Origin of the sequence: Paraglaciecola aquimarina (genome assembly GCF_032464635.1) — a bacterium.
Lineage (GTDB): Bacteria > Pseudomonadota > Gammaproteobacteria > Enterobacterales > Alteromonadaceae > Paraglaciecola > Paraglaciecola aquimarina.
Genome location: NZ_JAWDIO010000002.1, coordinates 2969127 through 2994374, shown reverse-complemented (window position 1 = coordinate 2994374; position 25248 = coordinate 2969127). Strand labels below are relative to the sequence as shown.

Here is a 25248-nt window from a genome sequence, read left to right as displayed (position 1 = left end):
ATAGTAGACTTTATTTAATCTGCATAGATACAAAACACTCTACTTGTTTGCCTACTAGCATATGACTGACATTATTTGAGAAGGTCCTAAAATGCTCACTTTGTAAATGCAAGTCAAAATCTTGTTTGCTCAGATATATCTCGTACAGATAAATTTGATTTTGATCATGCTCAGCATAAGCCACATCAAATCGAAGGCAGTTATTTTCTAGTTGCATTGAATCATTGGCTTGTTTCAATACTAAACCGGTAAAATCAGTTAAAAAATTAGGCTTAATATCAAATTTCACTGTGACGACGTACATACAGCATTCCTATTTAAGTTGTATATTGTATTATTTTTTAAAGCGGCTAGTTAACAATTCTATTTGCGCTTTGTTTAATTTATTAGCTTCTAAATCTTTCAATAATATGGCTAATTTGCAGCTTTCCTCTAATTCTTCCATGCCATATACACAAGACTCTACCGTATCGGCAGAAACAATAGGTCCATGGTTTGCCATGATGATCCCTGAGTGCTGCGCAGCCACTTCTGCGACGGCAGCCGCTAACGCATCATCACTAAGGCGCAAAGTAAGGCACCATTGCAATTGGCCCTAAGCGCATAGTCAGATAGGGCGTATAAGTTGGTACAACATTAGAATTATTGGCCGCAGGCAAGCAAGATAACGCCGTTGCATAAGTAGAATGCAAATGTATGATACACCTGTCATTTGGCCTTTTGTCGTACATGGCTTTGTGCAACCTGAACTCTTTGGAGGGCGGTAATCCAGACATTAAAGAGCCATCTAACGCTACCACTGACAATTCATCAGCTTTCAAAAAACCAAAACATGTATTCGTGGGTGTCATCACCCAAGCGTCTTCAATTCTTACACTCATATTGGCAGAAGCACCCGACGTTAAACCACGCTCAAAAATTGACTTGGCAAACATGACTATTTGCTGCTTAGCACATTGTTCACTCAAGAACATGTTAACTTCTCCTTTGCTTTTTGAAAAAAATCCACTTGGCCAAAATTACCCGACTTTAGCACTAAATGTATTGGCTGTTCTTCGACAGTGGTGACTATAGGTACACTAGGTACAATACTTTCACCAATTTCAAAGCGGTCAATTCCCAGAGCGTTTACCACAGCACCTGAGGTTTCTCCCCCGCGACTATTATATTTCTTATATTTTGTTGTTTGGCTATTACCGCTAATTGACAGAAAAACTGTTCAATAAGTTCTGCTGCCGCCTCTTTGCCTAATGTCGAATGGACATGGGTAATACTTTGCGGATCAGCGCCAGCGTATATAAGCGGTGAAGCATTACGATTGGCTAACATCCACTGGCAAACGCTTTCAATATTTTGTTGACCTTTCGCGATCTCTATCGGGTCAAGTCGCAAGGAAGGATGTTGCCGTTGATATTCAGCAACCTGGGATTGAGTCATGGCTGAACAACTGCCACTGAATATGACGACCTCTTGCGCACTTATTGCCTCTACGAACGTTTGCTGCTTAAGCGTTCCGCCTAAATTCTGATATTCATGGGCTAAATCAGTGGCTAATCCCGAGCCCCCAGTGATGAATTTGAACTCAGCTACACTATGGCAAATAGTCAGTAAATGTTCGGTATTTAATGCATCTAAAATCAAATACTCATTATTCTCAGCGGCTTTCGCCAATGCTACCTGAAGAACCTCTTTACCCTGCTCGATAATATCGACATTTATTACTTTGGCTGAACCTTTGGCTTGGCGCCCCAATACTCGTTTAAGTTGCGGATCGACCATAGGCGTTAATGGATGGTCTTTCATAGGGCTTTCACTTAATAACTGGCCGTTAACAAATAAATAACCATTATAAACCGTGCGACCATTTACCGGCAAAGCTGGGCAAACCACGGTACTATTGACTTGAAACGTTTGCATTAACGCATCTATAACAGGACCAATATTCCCTTCTGATGTTGAATCAAATGTAGAGCAGTATTTAAAAAGAAACTTTCTGCAACCTTGATCAATTAAATACTTAGCACTTTTTACACTACTAGTTACAGCCTCACTCACCGAGCAGGTGCGAGACTTCAGGGCAATCACTACGGCATCAAACTGAGATAAGTCAACATTCAATTTTTCATCAGGTAGACCATTGAGCTGGATTGTTTTTAATCCACTGGCGACTAAAAAGCTGGCTAAGTCAGTCGCTCCGGTGTAGTCGTCTGCAATACAACCCAACCACGGTTTTAAAACCAATTTGTTATTCATTCTTTTCCTAATATAGGTATAGCATTAGCAATTCTTATACTTTATATTTACATTTATCAAAGTTATTATATGACAATTAAACTATAAAAGTAGATAAAAGAATAGAGAGACTATGACAAAAACAAATTTTACAATCACGGTTCTGCCTTAGTGATGGCATTGGGCATGAGGTGACGGATATCTGCTTAACACTTCTAAACGAAGTGAGCAAAAAGGTGGGGCAAATAGAATTACACTTTTCTATTTTTGCTGCCGGTGCAACTCATTATAAAGAAACAGGCATCTCTTTACCTGAAGAAGCCATGCAACATGCGTTTAACAGTGATGCCACATTACTCGCCTGTATGGGACTACCCAGTATTCGATATCCCGATGGGCGAGAAATCGCTCCACAATTAGAACTGCGGGAGAAAATGGACTTATTTGCTGGTGTACGTCCAGTAAAAACCATGCTAAGGTTTGCCACTTCCATTAACCTCTGAGGCGGCTCAAAACCTTGACTTTGTGTTGATAAGAGAAAGCACAGAAGGCCTATTCGCCAGTCGTGAAACCTTTAAAATTGAAGGTGAAGGTGAGTCAGCTGCAGCCTACGACACGCAGAAAATTAGCTATCAAGGTTGTAAAAGAGTATTCGATTTTGCCTTTAATTTGGCTAAACAGAGAAAAGCCCAAGGTCATCAAGGCAAGGTTACCTGTGTAGACAAAGCAAACGTGTTGGGCTCTTTTTACTTTATGCGCCAAGTGTTCGATGAAACAGCCAAAAACCATAGCGAAATAGAGGCCCAGCATATTTATGTTGATGCTGCGGCGTTACAGCTCGTTGCTAAACCTTGGCAGTTCGACGTGTTGGTAACTGAAAATATGTTCGGCGATATATTATCTGACCTAGGCGCAGGATTGATGGGAGGGATGGGCATGGCGCCATCTGCTGATATTGGTTTTGAAAAAGCCGTATTTCAACCCTGCCATGGCACTGCCCCAGACATCATCGGCCAAGGTAAAGCCAACCCAACCGCAATGTTTTTGTCAGCCGCCATGATGCTAAATTGGTTGGGCCATCAACACAATAACCAACACTTAATCAAAGCTAGCGATTTAATCAACCAAGCGGTGGAAAATGCATACGCAAGCAAAGAACTGTTGCCTTACGAATTGGGTGGCAATTCAGGTACTCAAGTGATCAGTGATAAAGTATTTTCCGAACTCGCTAAGTTATAAATTTCAGTTCAAAATAGGGAACAACAATGAACAAAATCGCCTACCTGTTAAGTTTTATACTATGCGTTATCGCATTGCAAACCCATGCTAAACGCCCCTACCCCGTTCGTCCAATTACAAACACTGTCGTTTGGTCTGCCGGTGGTGGCACCGATTCAATTAACCGTATGTTAATGGCTGAAATGGCCAAAGAGTTAGATGTTCGCATTAATGTGGTAAATAAAACTGGCGGGGTGGCGGGGTCAATTGGTATGAACACCGTCCTCAGAAAACGCCCTGATGGCTACAACCTAGTCGGTATTTCTAGCTCGAATGTTGTGGCGGCGGTAAATGGCGGATGGACAGAGAAATTTGATGTGTGGTCTCCCTTTATTGTAGGTAGTTCCCCAGACGTCATTTCGGTTCCTTATGATTCGCCCTTCAAAACCTTAGAGGATTTAGTCAATGCAGCGAAGGGAACTTCTCTCAAAGCAGCCGCTGGCGGAATGGGCGGTATTCATCATATTTACTTATTAGAATTAGAAAAAGCGACGGGAGTGAAGTTTAAATATATTCCTTACCCTGGTTCTGCACCTTCCCAAACAGCAACAATAACTAAAGAAGTGGATTTTGTCATTACGTCTATGGCAGAGCAAGCTCCCTTATTGCGTGGAAAGAGGTTGCGCGCCCTCGCGATGCTGCATCCTGATAATTATACCTTAGATGGCGTAGCTGAAATTAGCAGCGCTTTTATTGCCTATCCTGCTTTAGCTAAGCGGTTACCTCTAAGCCAAGCGATAGGTTTTGCGGTAAACAAAAAAGCCCCTAAAGACGTTCTTTCGGCTTTAACTGCCGCGTTCGACAAAGCGATGAAATCGAGCAAAGTTCAACTATGGGCAAAACAAAATCACTATCAATTGTCGGGTATGTCGGGCAAACCTGCTGAACATGAGTTTAGCCGTTTAGAGTCGATATTTACTTGGGCATTAGATGATTTAGGGGCGAATAAAATATCGCCTGCTAAGTTCAATATCGCTAAACCCAACTAAGCAAGTATCAATAATATGACGGAACACGACGCTAACACAGCTAAAAATAGGCAGTACGACTTTAAGTTTGCGGTGGTGCTGCTATTAATTTTGGCCTATTTACTCACATTAACTCTGTCATTTCCCATGTCAGGAAACTACGGCGGAGTTGAAAATCAATGGTATGTTTCCCCTGCTCTGTTCCCCTTGCTGTTACTAGCGGCTCTATTTTTGTGTTGTACAGTACTGCTGATTAGTGCGGTAAGACAAAATGGTACAAGACACTTTTTTAGTGTAGGACATTGGTTAGGGGATCACACAAATCAGTTGGTACTCGACAGATGGTTAATTATAGGTTTGTTGATTGAGTTCGTGTATGTATTAGTTCCGTCAACTGACTTTTACTTGGCCACGACCGTATTTGTGGCGTCACTAACCAGTATATTTTACTTACAACTGGCCCATAGCAGAAAATGGGTAGTCACGCTGAATATGTTGCTGACGCTAGTTTTAGTTATCACACGATTAGTGTTAAATGAAGATTCAACTGTTTCTCTTTTGGATATCAATGATCTAGAAAATAGTATTTTGTACTGTGATATTTTCGTGGCCCTAACTTTATTTATTTTGTTAACTTGGCAATTAAACACTGGGTTTGCACAACAAAAAACCAAAGTCTTGTACCACTTAATAGCCGTGTTGTTTGTGCCATTAGTATTGGTCATGATCTTTAGCTTTTTACTTTATGTCCCTATGCCAGTGGAATATGGCACAGTTATCAGTTTTCTTAACTGGTTAGTCTACCAACAATTAGGGATATAGTTGTGCTTGAACAGTTTTCACAATTTTTTAGTATTTTAGTTAATTTGGTTAGTACACCTTCCAATCTCGTTATTTTATTTGTAGCAAGTTTTTTAGGCATTATATTTGGCGCGATGCCGGGATTAACTGCCACTTTAGGTGTGGCATTATTAACAGCCCTAACTTATGGCTTGGGCGCAGATACCGCTTTGCTAGCACTTTTAGGTTTATATGTTGGCGCGATTTATGGTGGCTCGTATCCGGCGATTTTGATTAATATTACTTGGCACGCCTGCCGCAGCTGCTACCGCAATGGATGGTTACCCATTAACCTTAAAAGGAAAGGCTGGAAAAGCGCTAGGTCTTACTACCACCGCATCATTTATCGGTACCATCATTGGTTTATTATTTTTAGTGACACTTTCGCCACTGATAGCCAGTCTTGCCTTACAATTTACCTCTTGGGAGTTTTTCTTATTGGCGTTATTAGGCATAGTGCTAAGTGGCAGTTTGACCTCACCTGATCTGGTTATAAAAGGCTGGATCATGGGCTTACTGGGGCTATTTTTGGCCACTATTGGCCGGGACGCTTTACAGTTCTTTCCTCGCTATACCTTCGACCAACCCCAATTGGACAGTGGCTTAGAAATAGTCCCTGTATTAATTGGCGCGTTTGGTATTCCCCAAGTAATAAGAGCGTTAACGACGACGGATCAATCTTCCCCTGCTGCTTTTACAGGCAATATACTACCTGAATTTAGTGCCATTAAACGTAATATCAAGCATATATTTCGCTCAGCCACTATTGGCGTAGGTGTGGGGGCGGTCTTAGGTGTTGGAGAAGATATAGCAGGTTGGGTATCTTATTCAACGGCCAAGAAAACCAGCACCGATACCCAACAAGCCGAATTTGGCAAAGGCTCAGAAATTGGCATAGTCTCTTCAGAAACGGCTAATAATGCCTGTGTAGGTGGCGCACTCATCCCTTTATTAACCCTTGGCATCCCCGGCAGTCCACCTGCAGCTATGTTACTTGGCGCGTTACTCCTGCATGGCATTACACCAGGTCCAAGTATCGAAATTGATCACCCTAATTTTTTACTGGAAGTAACCGCTATTATGGTACTCGCTTCATTCGCTATGTGGGCCAACGGCTTACTCATGGCTAAGCAAGTGTTAAAAGTATTGCAGTTACCCCCGCCCTATTTATTCCAGTGGTGGCAGTATTATGTATATTGGGCGCTTATGCCTTAAATCTGAACATGTTTAGCCTATATTTAATGGTGCCTATTGGCATCATTGCCTTTGTTTTAGGAGAAATGAAGTTTCCCATTTCTCCTTTAGTTATCGGTTTAGTACTTGGTGGTATGGCGGATGAAAGTTTACGTCGAGCCCTACTATTAAGCGAAGGGAGCTTTATTCCTATGTTTGAACGTCCCGTGGCGGTTATTTTAGTCGTCGTCATGCTGCTATTCATATGTGCACAATTTACATGGTGTAAACGTCTACTCCCCAAAAGGAACAAAAAATGAGTAAACAGTCTTTAAAGGTAGTCTGCTCAGGTACCGGTTATTTTAGTCAATTTCATTACGATGCGTGGTCAAGGCTAAGCAATGTAAATATTGTTGGTGTCTGTAATAGAACCAAAAAAGCGGCGGATGAATTTGCCGAAAAATACGCCATCCCCCATAGTTGCGACAACTTAGAGAGTCTACTAATGCTCACTAAGCCAGATCTAGTAGATATTATTACCCCTCCAGCCACCCATTTAACTGCGGTAAAAATCGCTGCGAGATTAGGTATTGATGTGATTTGCCAAAAACCATTTGGCGAAACCTTGGAAGTGGCCAAACAAATGGTCAAAATAGCTGAAGAAGCGGGTATTAAACTCATTGTGCACGAGAACTTTCGCTTTATGCCTTGGTATCGAAAAATTAAACAAGTGTTAGATAGCGGGTCGTTAGGTGACGTACTAAATGCAGAATTTAGACTACGTACTGGAGACGGACAAGGACCTGAAGCTTATTTGTCACGCCAACCCTATTTTCAACATATGCCTAAGTTTTTAGTGCATGAAACCGCCATCCATTTTATTGATACGTTCCGCTACTTATTTGGCGAGCCTAAGTCTGTTTATGCCGACTTAAGACGCTGTAACGATAATATTCAAGGCGAAGATGCGGGGATTATTTTGTTTGATTTTGGCAACAATATGCGCGCCATATTTGATGGAAACAGATTACTAGATCACGCCACAACTAACCCTAGGCGCACAATGGGCGAGATGAAAATATCAGGCACCAAGGGTGAATTAAGCTTAGATGGCGAAGCGCGGATTTGGCTCAGAGGTTTTACCGAGCACAAAGCATCTGAGTTAGCCTACCAGTGGAACGATCAAAACTTTGGTGGTGACTGCGTTTTCAATACTATCGAACATATTCTGCAGCATTATTTAACTGCACAGCCGATAGAAAATACCGGCAAAGAGTACTTAGCAAACATTAGGTTAGAAGAAGCAGTCTATCAATCATCCTTTGAAGCACGAAAAATACCTCTTCAGTCGCAAACAACCTAATTAAATTGAGTAAGATGCCTATTATGCTATCTCTATCTAAAATTGACTTTTTCGGCCAAGATTTAGTCCGTCCAGAATGTGTATTGGCCACAGCCTCGGGGTATTTTTATACTGCTGACTTTAGAGGTGGTGTGTGCAAGATCTATCCCGATGGCAGCCAACAATTAATAATTGGTCAAGCCATAGACAGTTGCCCACAACTCAAACCCAATGGTATTGCTTTGTTAGCTAATGGCGACTTTTTAATTGCCCACCTAGGAGATGAAACAGGCGGGATATACCGACTAACACTAAATGGCGAAGTTTCGCCTTATGTAACACATATAGAAGGTGCGCCCCTGCCCCTTGCAATTTTATTTACCTAGATCACCAAGGTCGATTGTGGTTAACAGTCAGTACCACACAAGTGCCTAGAGCCAAGGGCTATCGTTCTGATATTAAGGATGGTTATATAGCATTAATTGAAAACGGCCAAGCCAGAATTGTCGCTGATAACATCGGCTATACCAACGAAGTCTACGTCACTGAAGACGGCCGAACACTTTATGTCAACGCGACTTTTACCAGAGAAACACTGAGCTTTAATATCACAGACGACAATCAGCTAACTAAGAGAAAAATAGTGGCCACCTACGGCAAAGGTATATTTCCCGATGGCTTAACTATGGATACCCAAGGTTTTTTGTGGGTCACCAGTATTGTTAGCAATACTGTATTACGCGTTAACCCCAACACCGGACAATACCAAACTATTCTTGAAGATAACGATACAAGACATTTAGATTGGGTTGAGGAAGCTTACAAAATTCATGCAATGGGCCGCCCTCATCTGGATAATGTCAAAAGCCAAAAATTGAAAAACATCAGCTCTTTAGCATTTTATGGCAATGATATGTCACAAATCGCTCTCGGCTGTCTACTTGGCACTTCCATCCCCACAATTAAAATACAGTTTTCAGGTGTGAAACCTTCCCATTGGAATTTTTAATCTCTAGCTAAACATTTCGACATCTTTAAACTGCATTAACCTAACAAATCACCTTACATTTTTGATAAAACACACCTTAAACGACCGAGATAGATAAGGTATTTTATAATTCTTATTGAGTAGAATATCCTTCATTAAAATTGTCAACATAATACATTTAAATTAAAACAGATGACCAAATAATATTTACAATTAATTTACAAAGGACTACTATAGATAGTGCATATACAAAAATACACATTCATCAACAAATGCACGGAATAATTATGAAAAATAAATTTAGATTAAAACCAATAGCGCTGGCCATGATGCCAATGCTGTTGGGAAGCAGTGCAAACTTAGCCATAGCTCAAGAAAATACCGATAATGAGGATGAAGTCGAAGTAATTGAAGTAACGGGGTTTAAAGGCAGCCTACTCAAATCACTCAATAATAAACGCACAGCCGACTCTATAACCGACTCTATCTTTGCAGAAGACATAGGTAAGTCTGCGGACCAAGATATTGGTGAAGCACTTCAGCGTGTAACCGGTGTATCTATTCAACGGGGTGAAGGTGCTGGCGCGACCGAAGGAACAACAGTTACAGTTCGAGGGGCGGGCCCAAACCTAAACAACATAACACTCAATGGTGTAATACTAACCGGTAATACCGAAAACCAAGCTGTAGATTTAAGTGCCTTTTCATCTGATATATTGAATTCAATAGAGGTGTTTAAAACATCTTCCGCCGATCAGGATGAAGGTAGTTTAGGTGCGACTGTCCAGCTAAAAACTTTTAGGCCACTTAACTCAACAGAAGATAGAAAAGTTTTTGAAATCCAAGGTCGTTATGACGACTATGTTGGAGAAAATGACTATAAACTCTCAGGCTCCTACTCTACAAAATTACTTGATAACACTTTAGGAATATATATTACAGCTTTTAGTGAAACTCAAGCTGCTCGTCGTGATATGTTTTTCACTAACAACTTAGAAAAATTTACCGCTCCTAATGCTATTGATGCATCAACTGGTGAGCCCATTAATTCGGTTGACAGTGACGGAAATATTATTGGGGATCCTATCCAAGGTTATGTAAATTCGCAAAATGGCTACAAACTTTTCCAGAATAATTTAGAACGTGATGGTTTGACAGCGTCAATACAGTGGTTAGTGACAGATGACACTGAGTTAAATTTTAACGTGACCATGTCTGATCAGTATCGTGAAACCAATGATAATACCTTATCCATACTTCCTTATTTGGGACCTTATTACGATTACGACATCGAAAAACTAACCGATGCCAGTAATCCTTGGTTGGTTTACGATCCAACTAGCCAAATGTTTATTCAAAAATTAGATAGAATGGCTCGTGGGCGAACTATAGGTGAATACTCTGGAATTAATACAGAGAACAGAATTTATAATTTAGAACTAACTCATAACTTCACTGATAATTTAAAAATGGATTTTAGATATGGTTACTCTAAAACAAAAGCTACCGACGACCATTATGCTTATATTTCGACTGGAAACGCTCAACATGTACCAATAGATTTACTGGAGTCGTTGCCCCACGATCAACTTCAACCAGTAGGTTATGATTGTAGGACTGGTGTTTGTAACGTGATTAACGGTAGTGGAATTGTGGAATATGGACCAGATTTAACCACAGAAAACTTTACAAATAACGCTGACCACCCTGCGGGACATCCGTATCTAGGTTTCGATGACCTAGCGCAATATCCACATACACAGACGGGCCACAGATATACTACCGTAAATGGTGAACTATCAAATGAACCCAATATGGATAACACCATTTATACCGGCTATAACCCAGATGATATACAGTCAATGACGTTAGCACAGGGATATACCCGTGACAGAAACATGTACGACAAGCAACAGTCTGTGTATCTGGATTTTGATTGGTTTGTAGATTTTGGTCCTATTACGTTTTTAGAATTTGGGGCTAAGTATCAAAAGCAAGATAAAGATATTTTCAACCAACGTCACTTTTTTAATGACGTTCCAGCTAATAGACCGGTTAACATTGAAACAGAGTTTAGTGTCGGTAGTGTACGTGTAGATGAAGTCACAAATGGCGTCACACCTTATGGTGATAGTTTCTTAGCAGACCTTGGCTACCCAAGAACAAATATCACCGATGGCTGGTATACCGTTGACCCGGATAAAGCGTTATTAGCGATATTTGGAACAAGGGATGTCGTAAGAGCTACTGACTTAGGTAATTCTCGTTTTATAAGTCCAGAAAATAAAGCGGCCTACGTTAAAACAAACTTCACTCTATTAGATGACGATTTAACCGGTAACTTTGGTCTGCGTTATGTGAAATCGGCAGTAGAGTCCATTGGCTATTCTGGTGTAAATTTTCAAATACCTAATGTGACAAATCGGGAATTAGTTAGAATAGGACAAGACAGTTCGTTACCCGCATGTACAGACGATCAAATATACGATGAAGATGGCTTAGTAAGACCAGCTGGAGGCTTAGATGCTAACGGTAAATGGTCACCGCTAGCTGATCAAATGTGTTTTCATGAAGATTATGACTTTGGTCGTGACGCGACATTAAGCCAACGTTACTTTGACTACCGATATCCTGTCGTTGATAAATATGCCAGCACGGCGACGAATGAAGAGGAAAATTGGTTACCAAGCTTGACGTTAAACTATAGTTTAAATGATGAAACAGTCATTCGTTTTGCTGCAAGTAAAACCATATCTAGACCGAATTTAGATGACAGACGCCCAACAAACTCTTATGCAGAAGCAGTTTGGGGAGCAAGCATATCAAGAGCAACATTAAAAAATCCTAATTTAAAGAACCTACAATCTAAAAATATAGATTTATCATACGAGTGGTACTTTAACGAAGGGGGAGCATTGTCTATTGCCTTGTACAATAAGGAAATGAGCAACATTCCTGAGACTGTAACGATACAATCTCATTGGCTAGATTTAAGAGGAATGACAACAGAAGAGCTTTCGCAATTATCTTTTACAGATGTATTAATAGAAAAGCCAGCTGATAAGTCCTTAAAACATGACGAACTTGAAGCTAGTGGTATTGATTGTTTAGAAAATCGTCGCCATCGCTGGCAGTCTATCGGACTAGTAGAGTCAGAAGATTGCGATATTATTAATGTTCAACAAGTTCGAAATGCATCTGGTGCCACTAATAGAGGCATAGAAATTGGTTATAACCAAAACTATGATTTTTTACCTGGTTGGTTGAGTGGTTTGGGGACTGCATTTAATTATACTTATTCTGATTCAAAGACTAATGCAGAATCTGGAGCCTTGGGTGCTGATTTCAAAGCCATGCCTTTGGCGAATGTATCTAAACATACTTATAATCTTTCGACTTTCTGGGAAAAAGACGGCAATCTAATTCGCCTCGCCTATAACTACCGTAGTGATTCTTTAGCCAACCGTAATTTTGTTAACGGCGCACTATGGAATGAAGGCAGCGGCCAATTAGATATTTCAGGTACTTATAAACTGAACGATCATTTTACTATTACTTTTAACGCGGTAAACGTCAATAATCGCAAAAACCGTCAGTATTACACTAATGTTAAAGATAGTGATTTTGTTATTGAAGGCGATGCGCTTGAAGACAGTGTGAATAAGTCCAGAACTATACGTGAATGGGTTAGTGGTACCGTTTATCGCCTAGGCCTGCGAGGAACATTCTAAATATTAATAGACTTCCTTTAAATTAAAAACCAATCTGTAGAAGTATGGATTGGTTTTTTTATTTATGACAGTTTAAGGCTATTAAGGTTACGTTAGAGAACGTGATATTCCAATAATGAGGTTAATTTTAGAGACTTATATGAAAGACTTTGAACTACGCGGAAAAGTAAAGCTTTTGAGTATAGGAATAGAAAAAACGCCAGTGCTTGTTATAGATGATTTTTCTCCCCACCATCAAGAGTGTATTGATTTAGCTTTGAGTTGTAGTTATAGCAGAGACATTGACGATGAAGCTCGTTATCCAGGAGACAGGGCATTAATCGGGTCTGACTACGGTAATACGGTTTTAAGATCAATAGCAGATTTGATTAGAGCCGTTTATAAAGTGCCTCGCTCAAACGATTTGTATCCTCACGCTGGATATTATTCGCTTGTCACCTTACCAGAAGACCAATTAGAATTTGTACATACTGTCCCGCACTTCGATAACTTATACAGCCATTATTATGCTGCAATGCATTACCTTAATCCCGGTGAATTTGGCGGAACAGGGTTTTATCGGCATAAACCAACCGGCTATGAGAGGATTTCAGAAGAAGTAGTCGACAAGTATTTCCAATCAGCTCAAGATTTCATAGATGACAAAGGTCACTTAGAGAAAAAATACATTACGGAATCAACAGGTCATTATGAGCTTCTAGAAAAAATCGAGTACAAACAAAATCGGTTTATTATCTTTCCAGGTAACCTTTTACACAGCGCTTATATCGACAAGAAAGAGCGTGATATTAATCCTGATCCTAAAACAGGGCGACTAACGGCTAACTTCTTTTTTATTTTTTGAATAGTTAACCGGAATTGTTCTACATAAATGAATGATAAAATTGCGAAGTTTACCTAAGAAGCAGTCTTGGGCCTTTTATAAACTGCGCCCATTTCTAACTCCCCAAACCACAATATCGCCGCGCTTATAGGTTCAAATAGCTGCCCCAAACGAATAGCAGCGCTTCAATGAGTCAAGCGGCATTGTTATATAATGCTTCAGTTATTGCGATCCAAAGAACAGGTTACTACCTATAAATTAGGCTAATTTCCACTCTATTTGGCGTTTAATGCGAGTCACACTTATCAACTTATGTGACCCGTCTAAAGTGAAAATATGAAGTTAGTTAACTTGCTGCAAAACTAAACCACGCCATCTACCTCGGGCAAATGCAGTAATGTCTCCTTCTGGAATTTTACCGTTAGTGACTGCATTAGATTGAACCGTAATGACATCACCTTTTTTAAGTTCAACCATTCCTACATCAAACACCGCTTCTTGGTAGTCTATTTTGGTTTCAGGATTTTTAAATTCACCTAATAATTTACCATTAAGCAAGACTCTATATTCCGACTCACCATCCAGTTCGGTCAGTGTTACCAGCTTCATTTTGAAAGATTCTGGCTTAGCCTTGTTATGTGTGTACTGAGCCGAGATGAATTTATTTCTTAGGGCTGGGTTTCCAGCATTTATGGCTAGCACGCCACGCCACTTATCATAGTAATAACGATCAGCTGAGGTACTTTCAAAATCAAAGCTAGTGCTCGAATTTAAAATATAAGCATAATGATCTATATCAATATAGGCTTTCTTCTCTGCTAATTTGACTTCTTTATATAAGGTTTCTTCAGGCCCAACGCCACTAGGAGTGTAATGTAGATCGTTTGACAAAATAATCTTATCTAACTCCGCACCATCTTCACGCATGGACATCATTAAGGTATGTTGACCGGCTTCTACGACATCAACCCATAAGGTTTTCGGTGTGCCGCAATGATTACTATCGACTCTTTGTTGTGAAGACCACGTCCACATGTGTTTGCCGTCACAAAACTGTAAACGTTGCGAGCTCTCTTGCCACACGCCATCTAAACCAAAATGAAAGCCGTTATCTTCTGGCCCCGTACTAAAGGCTCTTCCCCAAATAATGTAGCGCCCTGGTTGACTAAAATATACTGGGTAAGTGACCACGGCCATCTTGCCAGCATCTGGAGAAAAGTTTTCACCATGGATCAATTCTTCATCATGATTCGTACGATTATCTGGCAATATTTCAATATAACTATTGCCGCTTGCACCATGAGTATGAGGCAAGTCGGGATCGGCAAACACTCCTTTAGCATTCACCCCATCACTATCATTAAAAACCAACCAGCGGCGCTTGTCTGATAGTACTTGTGTGGCAAAGTTCTCTGCTTCTATCACCACAAGCCCATCTTTTTCGATGTAATTCTGACGCTTCACGACTGGGTGGCTATGTACTAATGATGTAGCAGTATCACTAGTGTTGACAGTATTGGCACAACTAGAAGCCAAAACACTTAAGCCAATCAAACTCAAGGATGTTAATTTCATGTAGTTATTCTCACTATTAGCTAACGCTTCACATTTTATTTTCAACAAACCGTAGGCCATTGTGAGTAGAACAATGCCCCGGCCAATTGTAATACAAAATTACTAATCATTTAACACTAATGATACAAATAGGTTAATAAATTAACTGGCTTTAACAAAGAGTGACGTGGGCTATATCAATTCAAGATATAACGGATTCCCTGTAACGCGGATTATGCTTGGTCTAACTTTTGTTCGATAATGCTTAGTGCCTCATCGATAAGCAAAAACATGCTGTTTCTCGCTCGTTCAGCATTGCCTGTCTTAATCGCATTAAAAATACGTGCGTGTTCTTCCACCACACCTTTTGGATTAGCAATAGCTGGATTAGTGTGCTGAATACTGACATTCAATGCGGTAGTGGTAAAATCTCGCATACGAATGTAAAAGCGATTTTCTGTGGCATATAAAATAGCCACATGAAAGTCGATGTCTGCCTGCAACTCGGCCGCTTGGTCGTTATTTTCAACCGATAGTTCCATACGCTTTAAGGCATGTTCAATCTCAGCTAAGCGTTCCTGAGAAGCATGTCTTGCCGCCAAAGCACAAGCTTCAGGCTCAACCGCCATACGCATTTGGGTAAACTCTTTGAGAACATGCAAAGACGGCTTGGCCTGCAAAGACCAACTTAACATTTCTGCATCAAGAATATTCCAATGCTCTTCAGGTAAAATCCGAATACCTTGTTTAGGTTTGCTAGATATGAGTCCTTTGGCGGTCAGCATTTTAATGGCTTCACGCACAGCGGTTCTGCTTACGCCAAATTTATCACATAAAGCGGCTTCTGTAGGTAAACTTTTGTCTCGAGGGTATTCACCACAAACTATGGCCCTACCTAATTCACTGGTCATTCTTTGTGATAAATTTTTACTGCTTGCAAAATTAGACATTCAATTTTCCGCTTACTTAGTTCTGTCAATTATATTATTAAATTATGAGTTTACCTTAAAAAGTAAAGTACAACAAAACAGACTAAATAGCACGGTAGAATGCATGAAACTAGTAATACGACCCTTAATTGAATCTTTCGTACGGGCGTAACGTGCAAAAAATTAGCTAAACGTTAACCTTACGCAGCAAAAAAATTACAGGAGAAAACTTACCTTAAAATAGAAGAACTGAAATATCGTTTGCCAACTATTTTTTATAGTGGGCAAACTGTCATACCAATTAATCCTTGCGCAGCACCGCTAACCAATCTTCCTTACGTTCCGTTTTTGGTTGACCCAAGTCCACCATCCCCCCAGCAGTTACGCTATCAACAGTGCCCTTTTCCATCATTCCACCGGTACGAGGATTAAACCACTTTACACCAAATGTTCCTTTGTCTAGAGACAGATCTAAGGTAGTGCTATGAGCCGCATGTAAATACACTAAGTACACTTCACCTTCGTTAGCAAACACATAAGGTTGGTTAGCTTTATCGGTGACACTGGCTAACTGATCCATATTGCGCATGCGATGAAAAGGAATATCATGTTCAGCAAAGAACTTCACCGCAATGCCCGCGTAATCCCAAGATTTATCGCGACTTCTAAAGTCTTCGGCGACTAAATCATTTTCTAACAAGCGATAACCAAAGTAGTATTCAACCCCTGCTCCACCGGCCATTAAATTGCCCCATAACGTTTTCTTACGAATATCATGTAGGTTATATTTCATTTCACGATCTTCAGCCCAACCATCGAAGCCTTTGTAGCCAGGATCAGGTGGCACGCCCATACCTGCTGGGTTTTGTTCATCGTTAGCCACTACCCAAGGTTTACCCGCTGCTCGGGATTGTTCTACCCAAAGTAAGGTTTTTTGGTGTGCATATTTCCAACTGTTTTGTAATGACGCTCCAGTTAGGACAGATTGTGGGCCTAACAACGATAAATACACTTTTTCTTGTTGATTAGGAAAAGAGTGAATAACGGTATGATGATCATATGGGTCAAGGTTCAAAATATATTCAGCCATATCTCTTTGCTCTTCATAACTCTGCGTATTTTCTTCGCCAATATTCCAGTTAAGAGCCAAATGATGTGCATAACGGGCGATGAGTTCGCGTAAATAGAGTTTTCTTTCAATACCCAACAACCCGCCGTCCAACGATTCTTTAATGAGGGTCACACCCTTTCCTTTACGGTTGTCATCGCTTTCATTTTCTTGCAATTTGAAATGCAGATACAAACCTAGTTCTTGTGCATGACTAAACAATCTTCCCCATTGGTCAAGTTTAGAGGTATCAAAGTGGAATTTGCCATTTCGTTCAACGTAAGGCCATATATTGTCGCCATCTCCAGCAGCATTGTAGGTCAAAAATGAAAATGCATTTAACCCCTTGCTGGCCAAATAATTAAACGCGCCTAGCAAGTTTTTGCCTTTGCCCCCTTGCCACGTTGGATCACCACTTTTAGCGTCTTGTGCATGGGGTTGCCATGTTTTTATCGCTAAATTAGGTTTGACTCCAAAAGTATTGTCAATGTCTGCATATGCCAGCATGGTTTCTGGGGCATCAGGACCGGCTTTTAAGAAATACTCGCCACTTCCGGCATGACGTAAGTAATGTCCACCCACATATTCTAAGCGGCCTTTTGCCCTGAAATCCTTGCCTTTCTTATCTGTCTTTGCCACTTTAAAGGTGCCATATTTTCCTTGATAAGGGTAAACATATTCGCCAACCGAAGGCGTCACAGATGCATTTTCGCCTTTTACAAAAGAGATGCGATAACTCCAAAGTCCTGCCTTGTCAGGTGATAGGTGAGCACGCCACTTAATACCAGACTCAGCAGAGCTTTCTGCAGCATTGCCATCTGTCGCAAAATAACCGGGTACCGTATAGGTGGGAACGCCAGACTCATGAGCAAACGTCACCGACATGCGATAATCTAAAAAAGGGTTAGGCTCCACATCTTGTTCGTAAGCAAAAGGACCATCCATTGTTAACACCACATCGTGCCATTGCTTTTGTTCGCCACTAATAACCACAGCCCCGTCACCGTCTTGTTGTCTTGGCGTAACTAAAGCAGGACCCGCCTCAATTTCTTCTTGTAACCTAAGCGCAGAAACGTTCGACTTAGCTTTGCTAGGATCATAGTCGATAGCGGAAAATACCAACTTTGACCACAAACCACGGCTAAAGTCTTTGCCATTATGACTAGCGTTTTCGACTATCACCGAGAATTTTTCACCTTCGTTCACTTCAACTCTTTTGAAATGGGCAACAAAAGATGAGGAGGTGTCTATATTTTGCTCTGTTTTAGGCGCAATGAATTTTCCTATGACACTGTCCCCGACTTTAACTGTGTAAGTAGATTGGCCATTTTTATCGCCTGCTGTGTGTAAACTAATATCAAATCGGCCATTCCCCATGGGCACTGTAGACGTTACTTCACCTCTCGTTTTACCGTCTTCAACTCTAAAACCTATCATGCCTTCACGCTTATAAAAGCCGCTACCCTCTAGCATTAATACGTTGGCATCGATAACAGCCTTGCTCTGTTGAGCGATACCACTGTTTGATAATAACGTGAGTAATAAAGCTTGAGTGCAACTTACTAGTAAACGTTTCATTTTATTTATAACCTAGGGCATGTAAAATTAATGTAAAATAATGATGACAAAAATCAATTTGTAATACAATACTTTAATTTAAAGAACGGTGCACTTTTCAATGGTACTGCTGTTTTTCTGTAAAAAGATTATCAGCTATGCTAAGCAAATGAAGTCAGTACACTCTGGCAACGAGCCTATGTAACCTGAGTTCTGGATAAGAAGTATCGTTTAAGCTAAACACTAGTTTACGCTAAGCATTATCAATTTAATTCAATGATTTAATATATTTTTGTCTACATAACCTCAGCTAACTGTTACTCGGTAGCGAAATTTTTGGTGCGTGTTATTGCTATACAATCCAACGCCGCTAGACACCAAAAGAGCGTTATCAAGAGGTTCGGCTTATCTACAATTCAGGTTATGTAGCCTATATATAGCTCATATGCGCTTAGTCAAGAAGCGCTCCTTAACGTATTTGTACTTTTTGCGAGGCGTATTAATAAGCTTATCATTTTGCATACCTACGTATCGGCTAGCCCATAACATTTGTACATGCAAGGTAATACACTAAAAGTCCATGTTGTAAGTGTTTTGTCTAAAGAGGGATATTTGGGCTAAAAAATGAGAAATAAAAATGAACAGTCCCGTCTACGAAAAATCGAACCTTCAATCCGGCTTTACACTGGTTGAACTCATAATTGTCATCGTGATTCTAGGAATTCTTGCTGTGACAGCAGCGCCAAAGTTCATAGATTTAAGCGGCGATGCAAATGTGTCCGTTTTAAAATCTGTTGGTGGAGCAATCACTTCAGCGAGTAAACTTGTCTATGCCAAGTCTGTATTGCAAGGAAAAAGTAACGCCGAACTTGCCTATGTTGACCTTGATGGTGACGGCGCCACTGATATTGAGACAAGATATGGCTACCCCAGCGGCTCAAGAACTAATGGCCTATCCAAAGCTATGAGTGATAGTTTTGACACAGATTGGATTTGGTCTACAAACAATAGCCATTCAATATTCTATCTGACTAAAGCTTCGTTTACTTGGACATCGGGAGCGTATGTCAATAAAAAACCTATAGAGGCCACCAATTGCTATCTGATATATAACAGAGCAAAAAACAAGGGGGAGCTACCTACCATTGAATACATAACATCTGGTTGCTGAACATCAATTTTTTGCTTTTCTGCTACAAGGGTATATGCCTAACGCTAGCCCCTTGACTACTAGCCATAATGAGTGAAACAAATATGCTTTACCTCCTTTCGTATTTTTAAACGGGCTGTATTTGTGCACGTAGCAAGAGTATAAACAAGACCAATCATCGCGAGTGAAAGATGGGGGAACTCCAGGCAAATGACTAAGTGCTTGTTCGAACGCATCCAGCGGCCTTGTCCTACATGTTCATTGGTCAAGGTACAACGACTATTCTCTGTTGCCTCAACTAAACTGACATCAACAGGCCTGGGTCCGATAACGTATCGACATCAGGCCTTGATTGTTACTTAAAAATGACGCCCACTTTGCGGGTTTACGATAAAAGCGCGGTTGCTGATCACTGAGATACAATTACTCAGCAATAAAATCATGTTCTAATTCATAATTATCAAAGCGCGGTAGCACGGCTTTCAATTTGTCACGTTCATCACGATGAGCTTGGGATACTTTGCTCCAATCTTTTATCATAGGAAAACTGGTTAGATCATCTGGTTGCACAGATACATCCCACCATTTGTCTGCCCCATCTTTCATGACTAATTTACCACGTATCAATTGACGATAATTCTTATAGGCGTAATTCCACGCTCTATGCTCTTTTTTATTAGTCGTTAAAAACGGCCACAAACTTTCACCATGTACTTGGTAATCTGCTGGAATAGGCTCGCCCATGATATCAGCCAAGGTAGGCAAGATATCCGCCATGGATGCCAACACCGGTTGTTTACCGTGTTTGGTCATATTTGCTCCCGGCGCATAAATAATTAGCGGTACATGAGTGCCTTCTTGCTTATTATGGCTGGCTTTGCCGTAACCACTGGTACCGTTGTCGGCCGCAAAAATGAAAATAGTGTCGTTTTCAATACCCATTTGCTTAAATTTCTGCAGATATAACCAAACTTGGTAATCTAGATATTTAACATGAGCTGCCATACTTGGCTCAGTCACCGTACCATGAGTATCGTAAACACCATTATCACCGGTAATATTAGGGGTAATTCTGGTGTATTTCTCGCCATCCCATTTAACAACAGGGGTACCGGGCCATTTTTCTTCTGAATCCGGGTGTAACCAGTCAAAGGCATCGTGTCCTAAATGACTCGTATGATAAACAAAGAAAGGTTTATTTTTAGCATGCTGACGCTCCATAAAGTCGAAGATAAAGTCTACCTCAACATCAGGCCCAAAGGTGTTGACGCCGTATTCTTTTTTACTTGCAGCTGTGTTTGGCCAAAACTCAAATTGCTCCTTGTTGCTAGGATGATTCATCAGCGTCACACTCGGCTGCCAATACCAGCCATTTTGTGCATAAGACTTGCGAGTTAACACCTTACCCGTGTCTTCATTCACTAACACACGTTTGCCCTGCACTTTTTTAGTAATTAAATTAAAATCTGTATAAGGATTTTTCTGTTTGCTTCTCGGTCTTTCTCCAGGAGTCAATGCCCCTTCATCAAAGCCATATTTATCCCAACTAGGCATTTGTGTTTTACCACTCCACATCGTGGCGTACCCAGCTTTTTGTGCTAGATGTCCAATTTGTAAAGGTGACGATTCAAACAAAGTGACTCTTGGCCCATTAACAGCTCTGCTGGTTCGCTCTTCTTTGCTAATATTCTCTTTTGGCGTATAAGTTTGCTTTTGTCCTGGTTTTAACACCACTCCAACATCACCATTGTGCCACCATTTATGAATGCTAGCGTATCGACCTGTCATCATCATGGCTCGACTTGGCGAACAGACAGTTGATGCCCATGCATTTTCGATAAACGCTCCTTGGTTAGCCATTTTTTCGATCACTGGGATGTCAGCTAATTTCCGCCTGTCACTAACTGACTTACCACGATAACCCGACCACTTAGATGAACCGTAAATAGCTAACTCTCTAGCACTTATATCGTCAGCGTATAAGACCACAACGTTAGGTTTCTGCTGAGAGGCTTGAGTCATTTGTTGATTAATGCTGGGAGCGGTCTGCTTATCATTATCGGAACTAGCACTACAAGCAAACAGTACTAAGCATGCTGCAGACAAAGAACTTAAGGTAAATTTGTTCATTTATTCAATCACTTTTGTCGAGGTCTAATTAATTAGGTTAATAGTCATGCACAAGGTGTAACTATTCAGATCAGATATTCACACGTTCTATTGATATTGGTCAGCCTTTAATCTCTACGCTAACTCGCTATATCAATAGCAAACCAATCATAGCAGCCTTTAAGCTTCATATATAAACACATGAATTTATATATTCATTTAAATTAATCCAAATCACTAGCCCATTTACAATTTCTTTACTATGCCAAATGAACAATTGAGCGACTTAAAGTTAGAGTTTTAATGGGTAGATTAGATTTTGAAACTATCTAATTGGCTGGATACGCACTCACGGATATTGATAATCATGCTGATAATCGCCCTGCGGCTGTGCTAATCGTTCCAGACGATTAGTCGAACCGCGGGGCTTCTCACCCTAGCGCGACTGGGCACAAAAAAAGCCCAACGAACAACCTTGAGTACAAACACTCAATGTAAAGATTGTAATCTTTGATACTTAATCATTTACTTGACGGGATTCACTCGTATCATCCCTGATACTCGCCCTACGGGCAGCCTGCGGCCGTGCTAATCGTTCCAGACGATTAGTCGAACCGCGGGGCTTCTCACCCTCGCTAGTTGAATTAAGTAATTAAATTCAAGGTAATAAAAAACCCGCAACAGGTGCGGGTTCTTCGTATATGGCGGATAGCGAGGGATTCGAACCCCCGGTACGTTTGACCGTACGTCTGATTTCAAGTCAGGTGCATTAAACCGAGCTCTGCCAGCTATCCGAACTGAGGGGCGCATTCTAAAGACGTTTTTATTGGATGTAAAGTCCCAATCAACATCTAGTAAACTAACCGCTGAATTTTTAAACAGAAAATGGCATTATCCCCTACCCTCTGTGGGCCTCGCTAGCTAATAGATAAACTGTTTGTTCCTTTATACTAAGTTGCAAAGTCATTAGCGATAAAGTTTATTTAGCTTATTGATAACAAAAATATGACGTTTTGCTAAAAAATGATTATAGTAACCACCACCCAACATTGTTAACAATTTTCAAAATACTAGATAGGTTAAACATGGATAAAAATATCTCTCGTCGTTCTGCTCTAAAAATGTTCGCTGCAGGTGTTGTCGCTACAGGTGTATCAAGTTGTAATAGTACATCAAGTGTTATTGCCTCGCCTCCGGCCAAAACGGGCACCAACCCTAGCCGCGACAAATGGCATAAAACCCATGATAGAGTGTGGCTAGGTGGAGAATATTGGGCCAATCCAATGGAAGATTGGCGCGTCGTTGATGGCGGCGCGGAATGTTTAACTAGAGGTGGCAACCGCAGTATCCATTCATTAACTCATCAATTAACCCATCTGGATCAAAGCTTTACTATGTCGGTAACACTGGCCCGTTTAGAAAAATACCAAAGAGATGGCGGTGCAGGTATTAGACTCGGTGCCAAAAGCGAGTTAAATGAGTATCGCAGTAACTGTTTTGTGCAAGGGGGTTATGACTTAGGTATAAAAAATAATGAACTCATCCTTGGCAATAACACCGCACCTCTAACCAGCAAAATTGATAATCAAGAAGTGACACTAGTATTAACGGGGGCACCGCAATCCGGAGCTATGGCGTTAGCGTTAACCGCTAAATTAGCAAGCTCAGGCAAAGTGATTGGTCAATTAAGTCATTTAGTCCCTGCATCAGAGCTATCAGGTAATGTTGCCTTAGTCAGTAACTTTTCAATTCATTCCGTCTCACAAGAGAAAGTGCCAGAAGATAAGTTGGGGGCTCGGTATCGCTTCAGTAATTGGACTATGCAGGGTGAAGCTTTCTCAGTTATCGAAGAACAAAAGTTTGGCCCTATTTTGTGGACCATGTACACATTGAGTGATTCTCGAAATGATGAAGGTTTTGTGATGAAGCTCAGTGCCTATACTGGACCTATCGGCGCGCAAGATAATCAGCAAGTAGAGTTGCAAGTTCAGCGAAACAATCAATGGCTGAGCCTTGGCAAACAAACTATTAACCATGATGGTTGGCTAGCTACTTTTAGGATTGCGAATTGGAATGAAAAACTAGACACCCCATTTAGAGTAATTTATGTTGAAAAACACACAGATGGTAGTGAAACACCGGATATTTACGCTGGCACTATAAAAGCCAACCCGGCAAGCAATAAATTGCGTATGGCTGCCCTTACTTGTCAAAATGATTATGGCTTTCCCTACGAGCCAGTGGCACAAAATGTCGAGAAACTTAACCCTGATATAGTGTTTTTCTCTGGTGACCAAATATATGAAAGTCACGGTGGCTTCGGCATTGTACGTACTCCCGACAACCTAGCTATTCTTAACTATTTACGTAAGTTCTACCAATTTGGTTGGTCCTTTAAAGAAGTCATGCGAAATCAACCAACAGTATGCTTACCTGACGATCACGATGTGCTGCAAGGCAACTTGTGGGGAGAAGGTGGCGCCACTATGCAAAATATAGAGAAAGATCCTTCTGCGGCTATTTTAGGGGGATATATTCAATCTCCTCGTGTGGTAAACATGGTACACAGAACCACGCTTAACCATCACCCCGATCCCTACGACCCTACCCCCACTAACGGCATTAGCTCTTATTACGGCGATATGCTCTATGGTGGCGTGAACTTTGCCATTATTGCAGACAGACAATGGAAAAGTGGTCCAGAACGAATTGATATAGAAGTAGGCGTGACCGGCCAAGATGAAGATAAATTTAGCTACAATCCTAAATTTAACCCAGATGGCTTAGAGTTATTAGGCAAACGCCAAGAGGACTTTCTCAAGAAATGGGGCAAAGACTGGCGTGGACACACCTTAAAAGCCGTGCTCAGCCAAACCGTGTTTGCAGGGATCTGCACGCACCAGCCCACACCAGACAGGTTTATGAAATATGACTTTGACTCCAGTGGCTGGCCAGCAAAAGCGCGCGATCGCGCAGTAGATGCCATGCGTGACTCCATGGCCTTGCATATTTGTGGGGATACACATTTGGGATCTTTATCTCAATATGGCGTCGCTAAGCAACGAGACAGTAACTGGGCTTTTTGCACCCCCGCTATTTCAGCCGGATGGCCAAGATGGTGGAAACCAGACTCAATAGATATGCCCCATCAAAATCGTCCAGTCCATGGTTTGGCCGATACGGGGGAGTTTAACGATACTTTTGGCAATAAAATGTATATCTATGCGGTGGGCAACCCAGTGGTTGGCAAGTCTGGTAATCGATATGTAAAAGCTCATGAAAAAGGCAGCGGCTTTGGCTTTATCACCTTTGATACCGAAAAACGCACTTACACAATGGATGCTTATAAATTCTTAGTAGACGTCGCGGATGGCAATGCCAGCAATCAATACCCTGGCTGGCCGGTGACTATACATCAACAAGAAAACAAAGGGGATAATATCCTGAGCTAATCCCAATCCGTTAT

At 41.0% G+C, this 25248-nt stretch carries 18 protein-coding genes, 1 tRNA gene and 3 pseudogenes; 13 read left to right on the top strand and 9 right to left on the bottom strand.

Translation table 11 applies throughout. From position 1 onward, the window contains the following. Positions 1–10: 10 nt before the first annotated feature. The 4 genes and pseudogenes from RS130_RS14890 to otnK form a co-directional block, all read right to left on the bottom strand. Positions 11–304: a putative quinol monooxygenase gene (locus tag RS130_RS14890; RefSeq protein ID WP_316026578.1), complete on the bottom strand. Its 294-nt coding sequence runs from the start codon at positions 302–304 to the stop codon at positions 11–13. Between the two features lie 30 nt (positions 305–334). After that, positions 335–571, bottom strand: coding sequence for a class II aldolase/adducin family protein (locus RS130_RS14885; protein ID WP_316026577.1), 237 nt, complete (start codon positions 569–571; stop codon positions 335–337). Continuing rightward, positions 561–974, bottom strand: coding sequence for a class II aldolase/adducin family protein (locus RS130_RS14880; RefSeq protein ID WP_316026576.1), 414 nt, complete (start codon positions 972–974; stop codon positions 561–563). Before RS130_RS14880 ends, RS130_RS14885 begins: the two co-directional genes overlap by 11 nt. Then, positions 965–2253: pseudogene (gene otnK, locus RS130_RS14875) on the bottom strand (3-oxo-tetronate kinase). The gene RS130_RS14880 and the pseudogene otnK overlap by 10 nt, the downstream one beginning before the upstream one ends. 170 nt (positions 2254–2423) lie before the next feature. Between otnK and RS130_RS14870 the strand changes: the two are divergent. The 11 genes and pseudogenes from RS130_RS14870 to RS130_RS14815 all read left to right on the top strand — a co-directional run bounded on the left by RS130_RS14870 (position 2424) and on the right by RS130_RS14815 (position 13396). Further along, a complete protein-coding gene (locus tag RS130_RS14870; RefSeq protein WP_316026575.1) occupies positions 2424–2735 on the top strand; it encodes an isocitrate/isopropylmalate family dehydrogenase in 312 nt (103 codons plus the stop codon). After that, complete coding sequence (locus tag RS130_RS14865; RefSeq protein WP_316026574.1) at positions 2713–3471, top strand: isocitrate/isopropylmalate family dehydrogenase; 759 nt, start codon at positions 2713–2715, stop codon at positions 3469–3471. The genes RS130_RS14870 and RS130_RS14865 overlap by 23 nt, the downstream gene beginning before the upstream one ends. A 26-nt stretch (positions 3472–3497) precedes the next feature. Further along, positions 3498–4499, top strand: a complete 1002-nt coding sequence (locus RS130_RS14860; RefSeq protein ID WP_316026573.1) for a tripartite tricarboxylate transporter substrate binding protein — start codon at positions 3498–3500, stop codon at positions 4497–4499. Between the two features lie 15 nt (positions 4500–4514). Beyond that, complete coding sequence (locus RS130_RS14855) at positions 4515–5300, top strand: hypothetical protein (protein WP_316026572.1); 786 nt, start codon at positions 4515–4517, stop codon at positions 5298–5300. A gap of 2 nt (positions 5301–5302) precedes the next feature. Beyond that, positions 5303–5548: pseudogene (locus tag RS130_RS14850) on the top strand (tripartite tricarboxylate transporter permease); the annotation flags it as partial. 43 nt (positions 5549–5591) lie between these two features. Beyond that, a pseudogene (locus RS130_RS14845) lies at positions 5592–6811 on the top strand (tripartite tricarboxylate transporter permease). Beyond that, the gene (locus tag RS130_RS14835) at positions 6808–7854 is read left to right on the top strand and encodes a Gfo/Idh/MocA family protein (protein WP_316026569.1); all 1047 of its coding nucleotides are present in this window, start codon (positions 6808–6810) and stop codon (positions 7852–7854) included. Before RS130_RS14845 ends, RS130_RS14835 begins: the two are co-directional and overlap by 4 nt. Before the next feature lie 23 nt (positions 7855–7877). Next, entirely contained in the window at positions 7878–8219 is a 342-nt protein-coding gene (locus RS130_RS14830) for an SMP-30/gluconolactonase/LRE family protein (protein ID WP_316026568.1), read from the top strand. 14 nt (positions 8220–8233) lie between these two features. Then, positions 8234–8842 (top strand): SMP-30/gluconolactonase/LRE family protein, encoded by a 609-nt coding sequence (locus RS130_RS14825; RefSeq protein ID WP_316026567.1) that lies wholly within the window; start codon positions 8234–8236, stop codon positions 8840–8842. A 266-nt stretch (positions 8843–9108) separates the two neighbouring features. Next, complete coding sequence (locus RS130_RS14820; protein ID WP_316026566.1) at positions 9109–12552, top strand: TonB-dependent receptor; 3444 nt, start codon at positions 9109–9111, stop codon at positions 12550–12552. A gap of 139 nt (positions 12553–12691) precedes the next feature. Next, entirely contained in the window at positions 12692–13396 is a 705-nt protein-coding gene (locus RS130_RS14815; RefSeq protein ID WP_316026565.1) for a DUF6445 family protein, read from the top strand. A gap of 321 nt (positions 13397–13717) precedes the next feature. On the opposite strand, the gene RS130_RS14810 is transcribed toward RS130_RS14815, so the two are convergent. The 3 genes from RS130_RS14810 to RS130_RS14800 all read right to left on the bottom strand — a co-directional run bounded on the left by RS130_RS14810 (position 13718) and on the right by RS130_RS14800 (position 18544). Continuing rightward, positions 13718–14950 (bottom strand): hypothetical protein, encoded by a 1233-nt coding sequence (locus tag RS130_RS14810; RefSeq protein WP_316026564.1) that lies wholly within the window; start codon positions 14948–14950, stop codon positions 13718–13720. A gap of 212 nt (positions 14951–15162) precedes the next feature. After that, positions 15163–15879 carry a FadR/GntR family transcriptional regulator gene (locus RS130_RS14805; protein WP_316026563.1) on the bottom strand — a complete coding sequence of 239 codons (717 nt, stop codon included), beginning with the start codon at positions 15877–15879 and terminating at the stop codon, positions 15163–15165. Positions 15880–16159: 280 nt separating this feature from the next. Continuing rightward, positions 16160–18544: a DUF5060 domain-containing protein gene (locus RS130_RS14800; RefSeq protein ID WP_316026562.1), complete on the bottom strand. Its 2385-nt coding sequence runs from the start codon at positions 18542–18544 to the stop codon at positions 16160–16162. A 616-nt stretch (positions 18545–19160) separates the two neighbouring features. Between RS130_RS14800 and RS130_RS14795 the strand changes: the two genes are divergently transcribed. After that, positions 19161–19694, top strand: coding sequence for a prepilin-type N-terminal cleavage/methylation domain-containing protein (locus RS130_RS14795; RefSeq protein ID WP_316026561.1), 534 nt, complete (start codon positions 19161–19163; stop codon positions 19692–19694). A gap of 402 nt (positions 19695–20096) precedes the next feature. Here RS130_RS14795 and RS130_RS14790 read toward each other — a convergent pair whose 3' ends face one another. Next, on the bottom strand, positions 20097–21803 hold the full coding sequence (locus tag RS130_RS14790; RefSeq protein ID WP_316026560.1) for a sulfatase-like hydrolase/transferase: 1707 nt from the start codon (positions 21801–21803) through the stop codon (positions 20097–20099). 681 nt (positions 21804–22484) lie between these two features. Continuing rightward, positions 22485–22576: transfer RNA gene (locus RS130_RS14785), tRNA-Ser, on the bottom strand. 291 nt (positions 22577–22867) lie between these two features. Between RS130_RS14785 and RS130_RS14780 the strand changes: the two genes are divergently transcribed. Next, complete coding sequence (locus RS130_RS14780; RefSeq protein WP_316026559.1) at positions 22868–25234, top strand: alkaline phosphatase D family protein; 2367 nt, start codon at positions 22868–22870, stop codon at positions 25232–25234. The last annotated feature ends 14 nt before the right edge of the window (positions 25235–25248 follow it).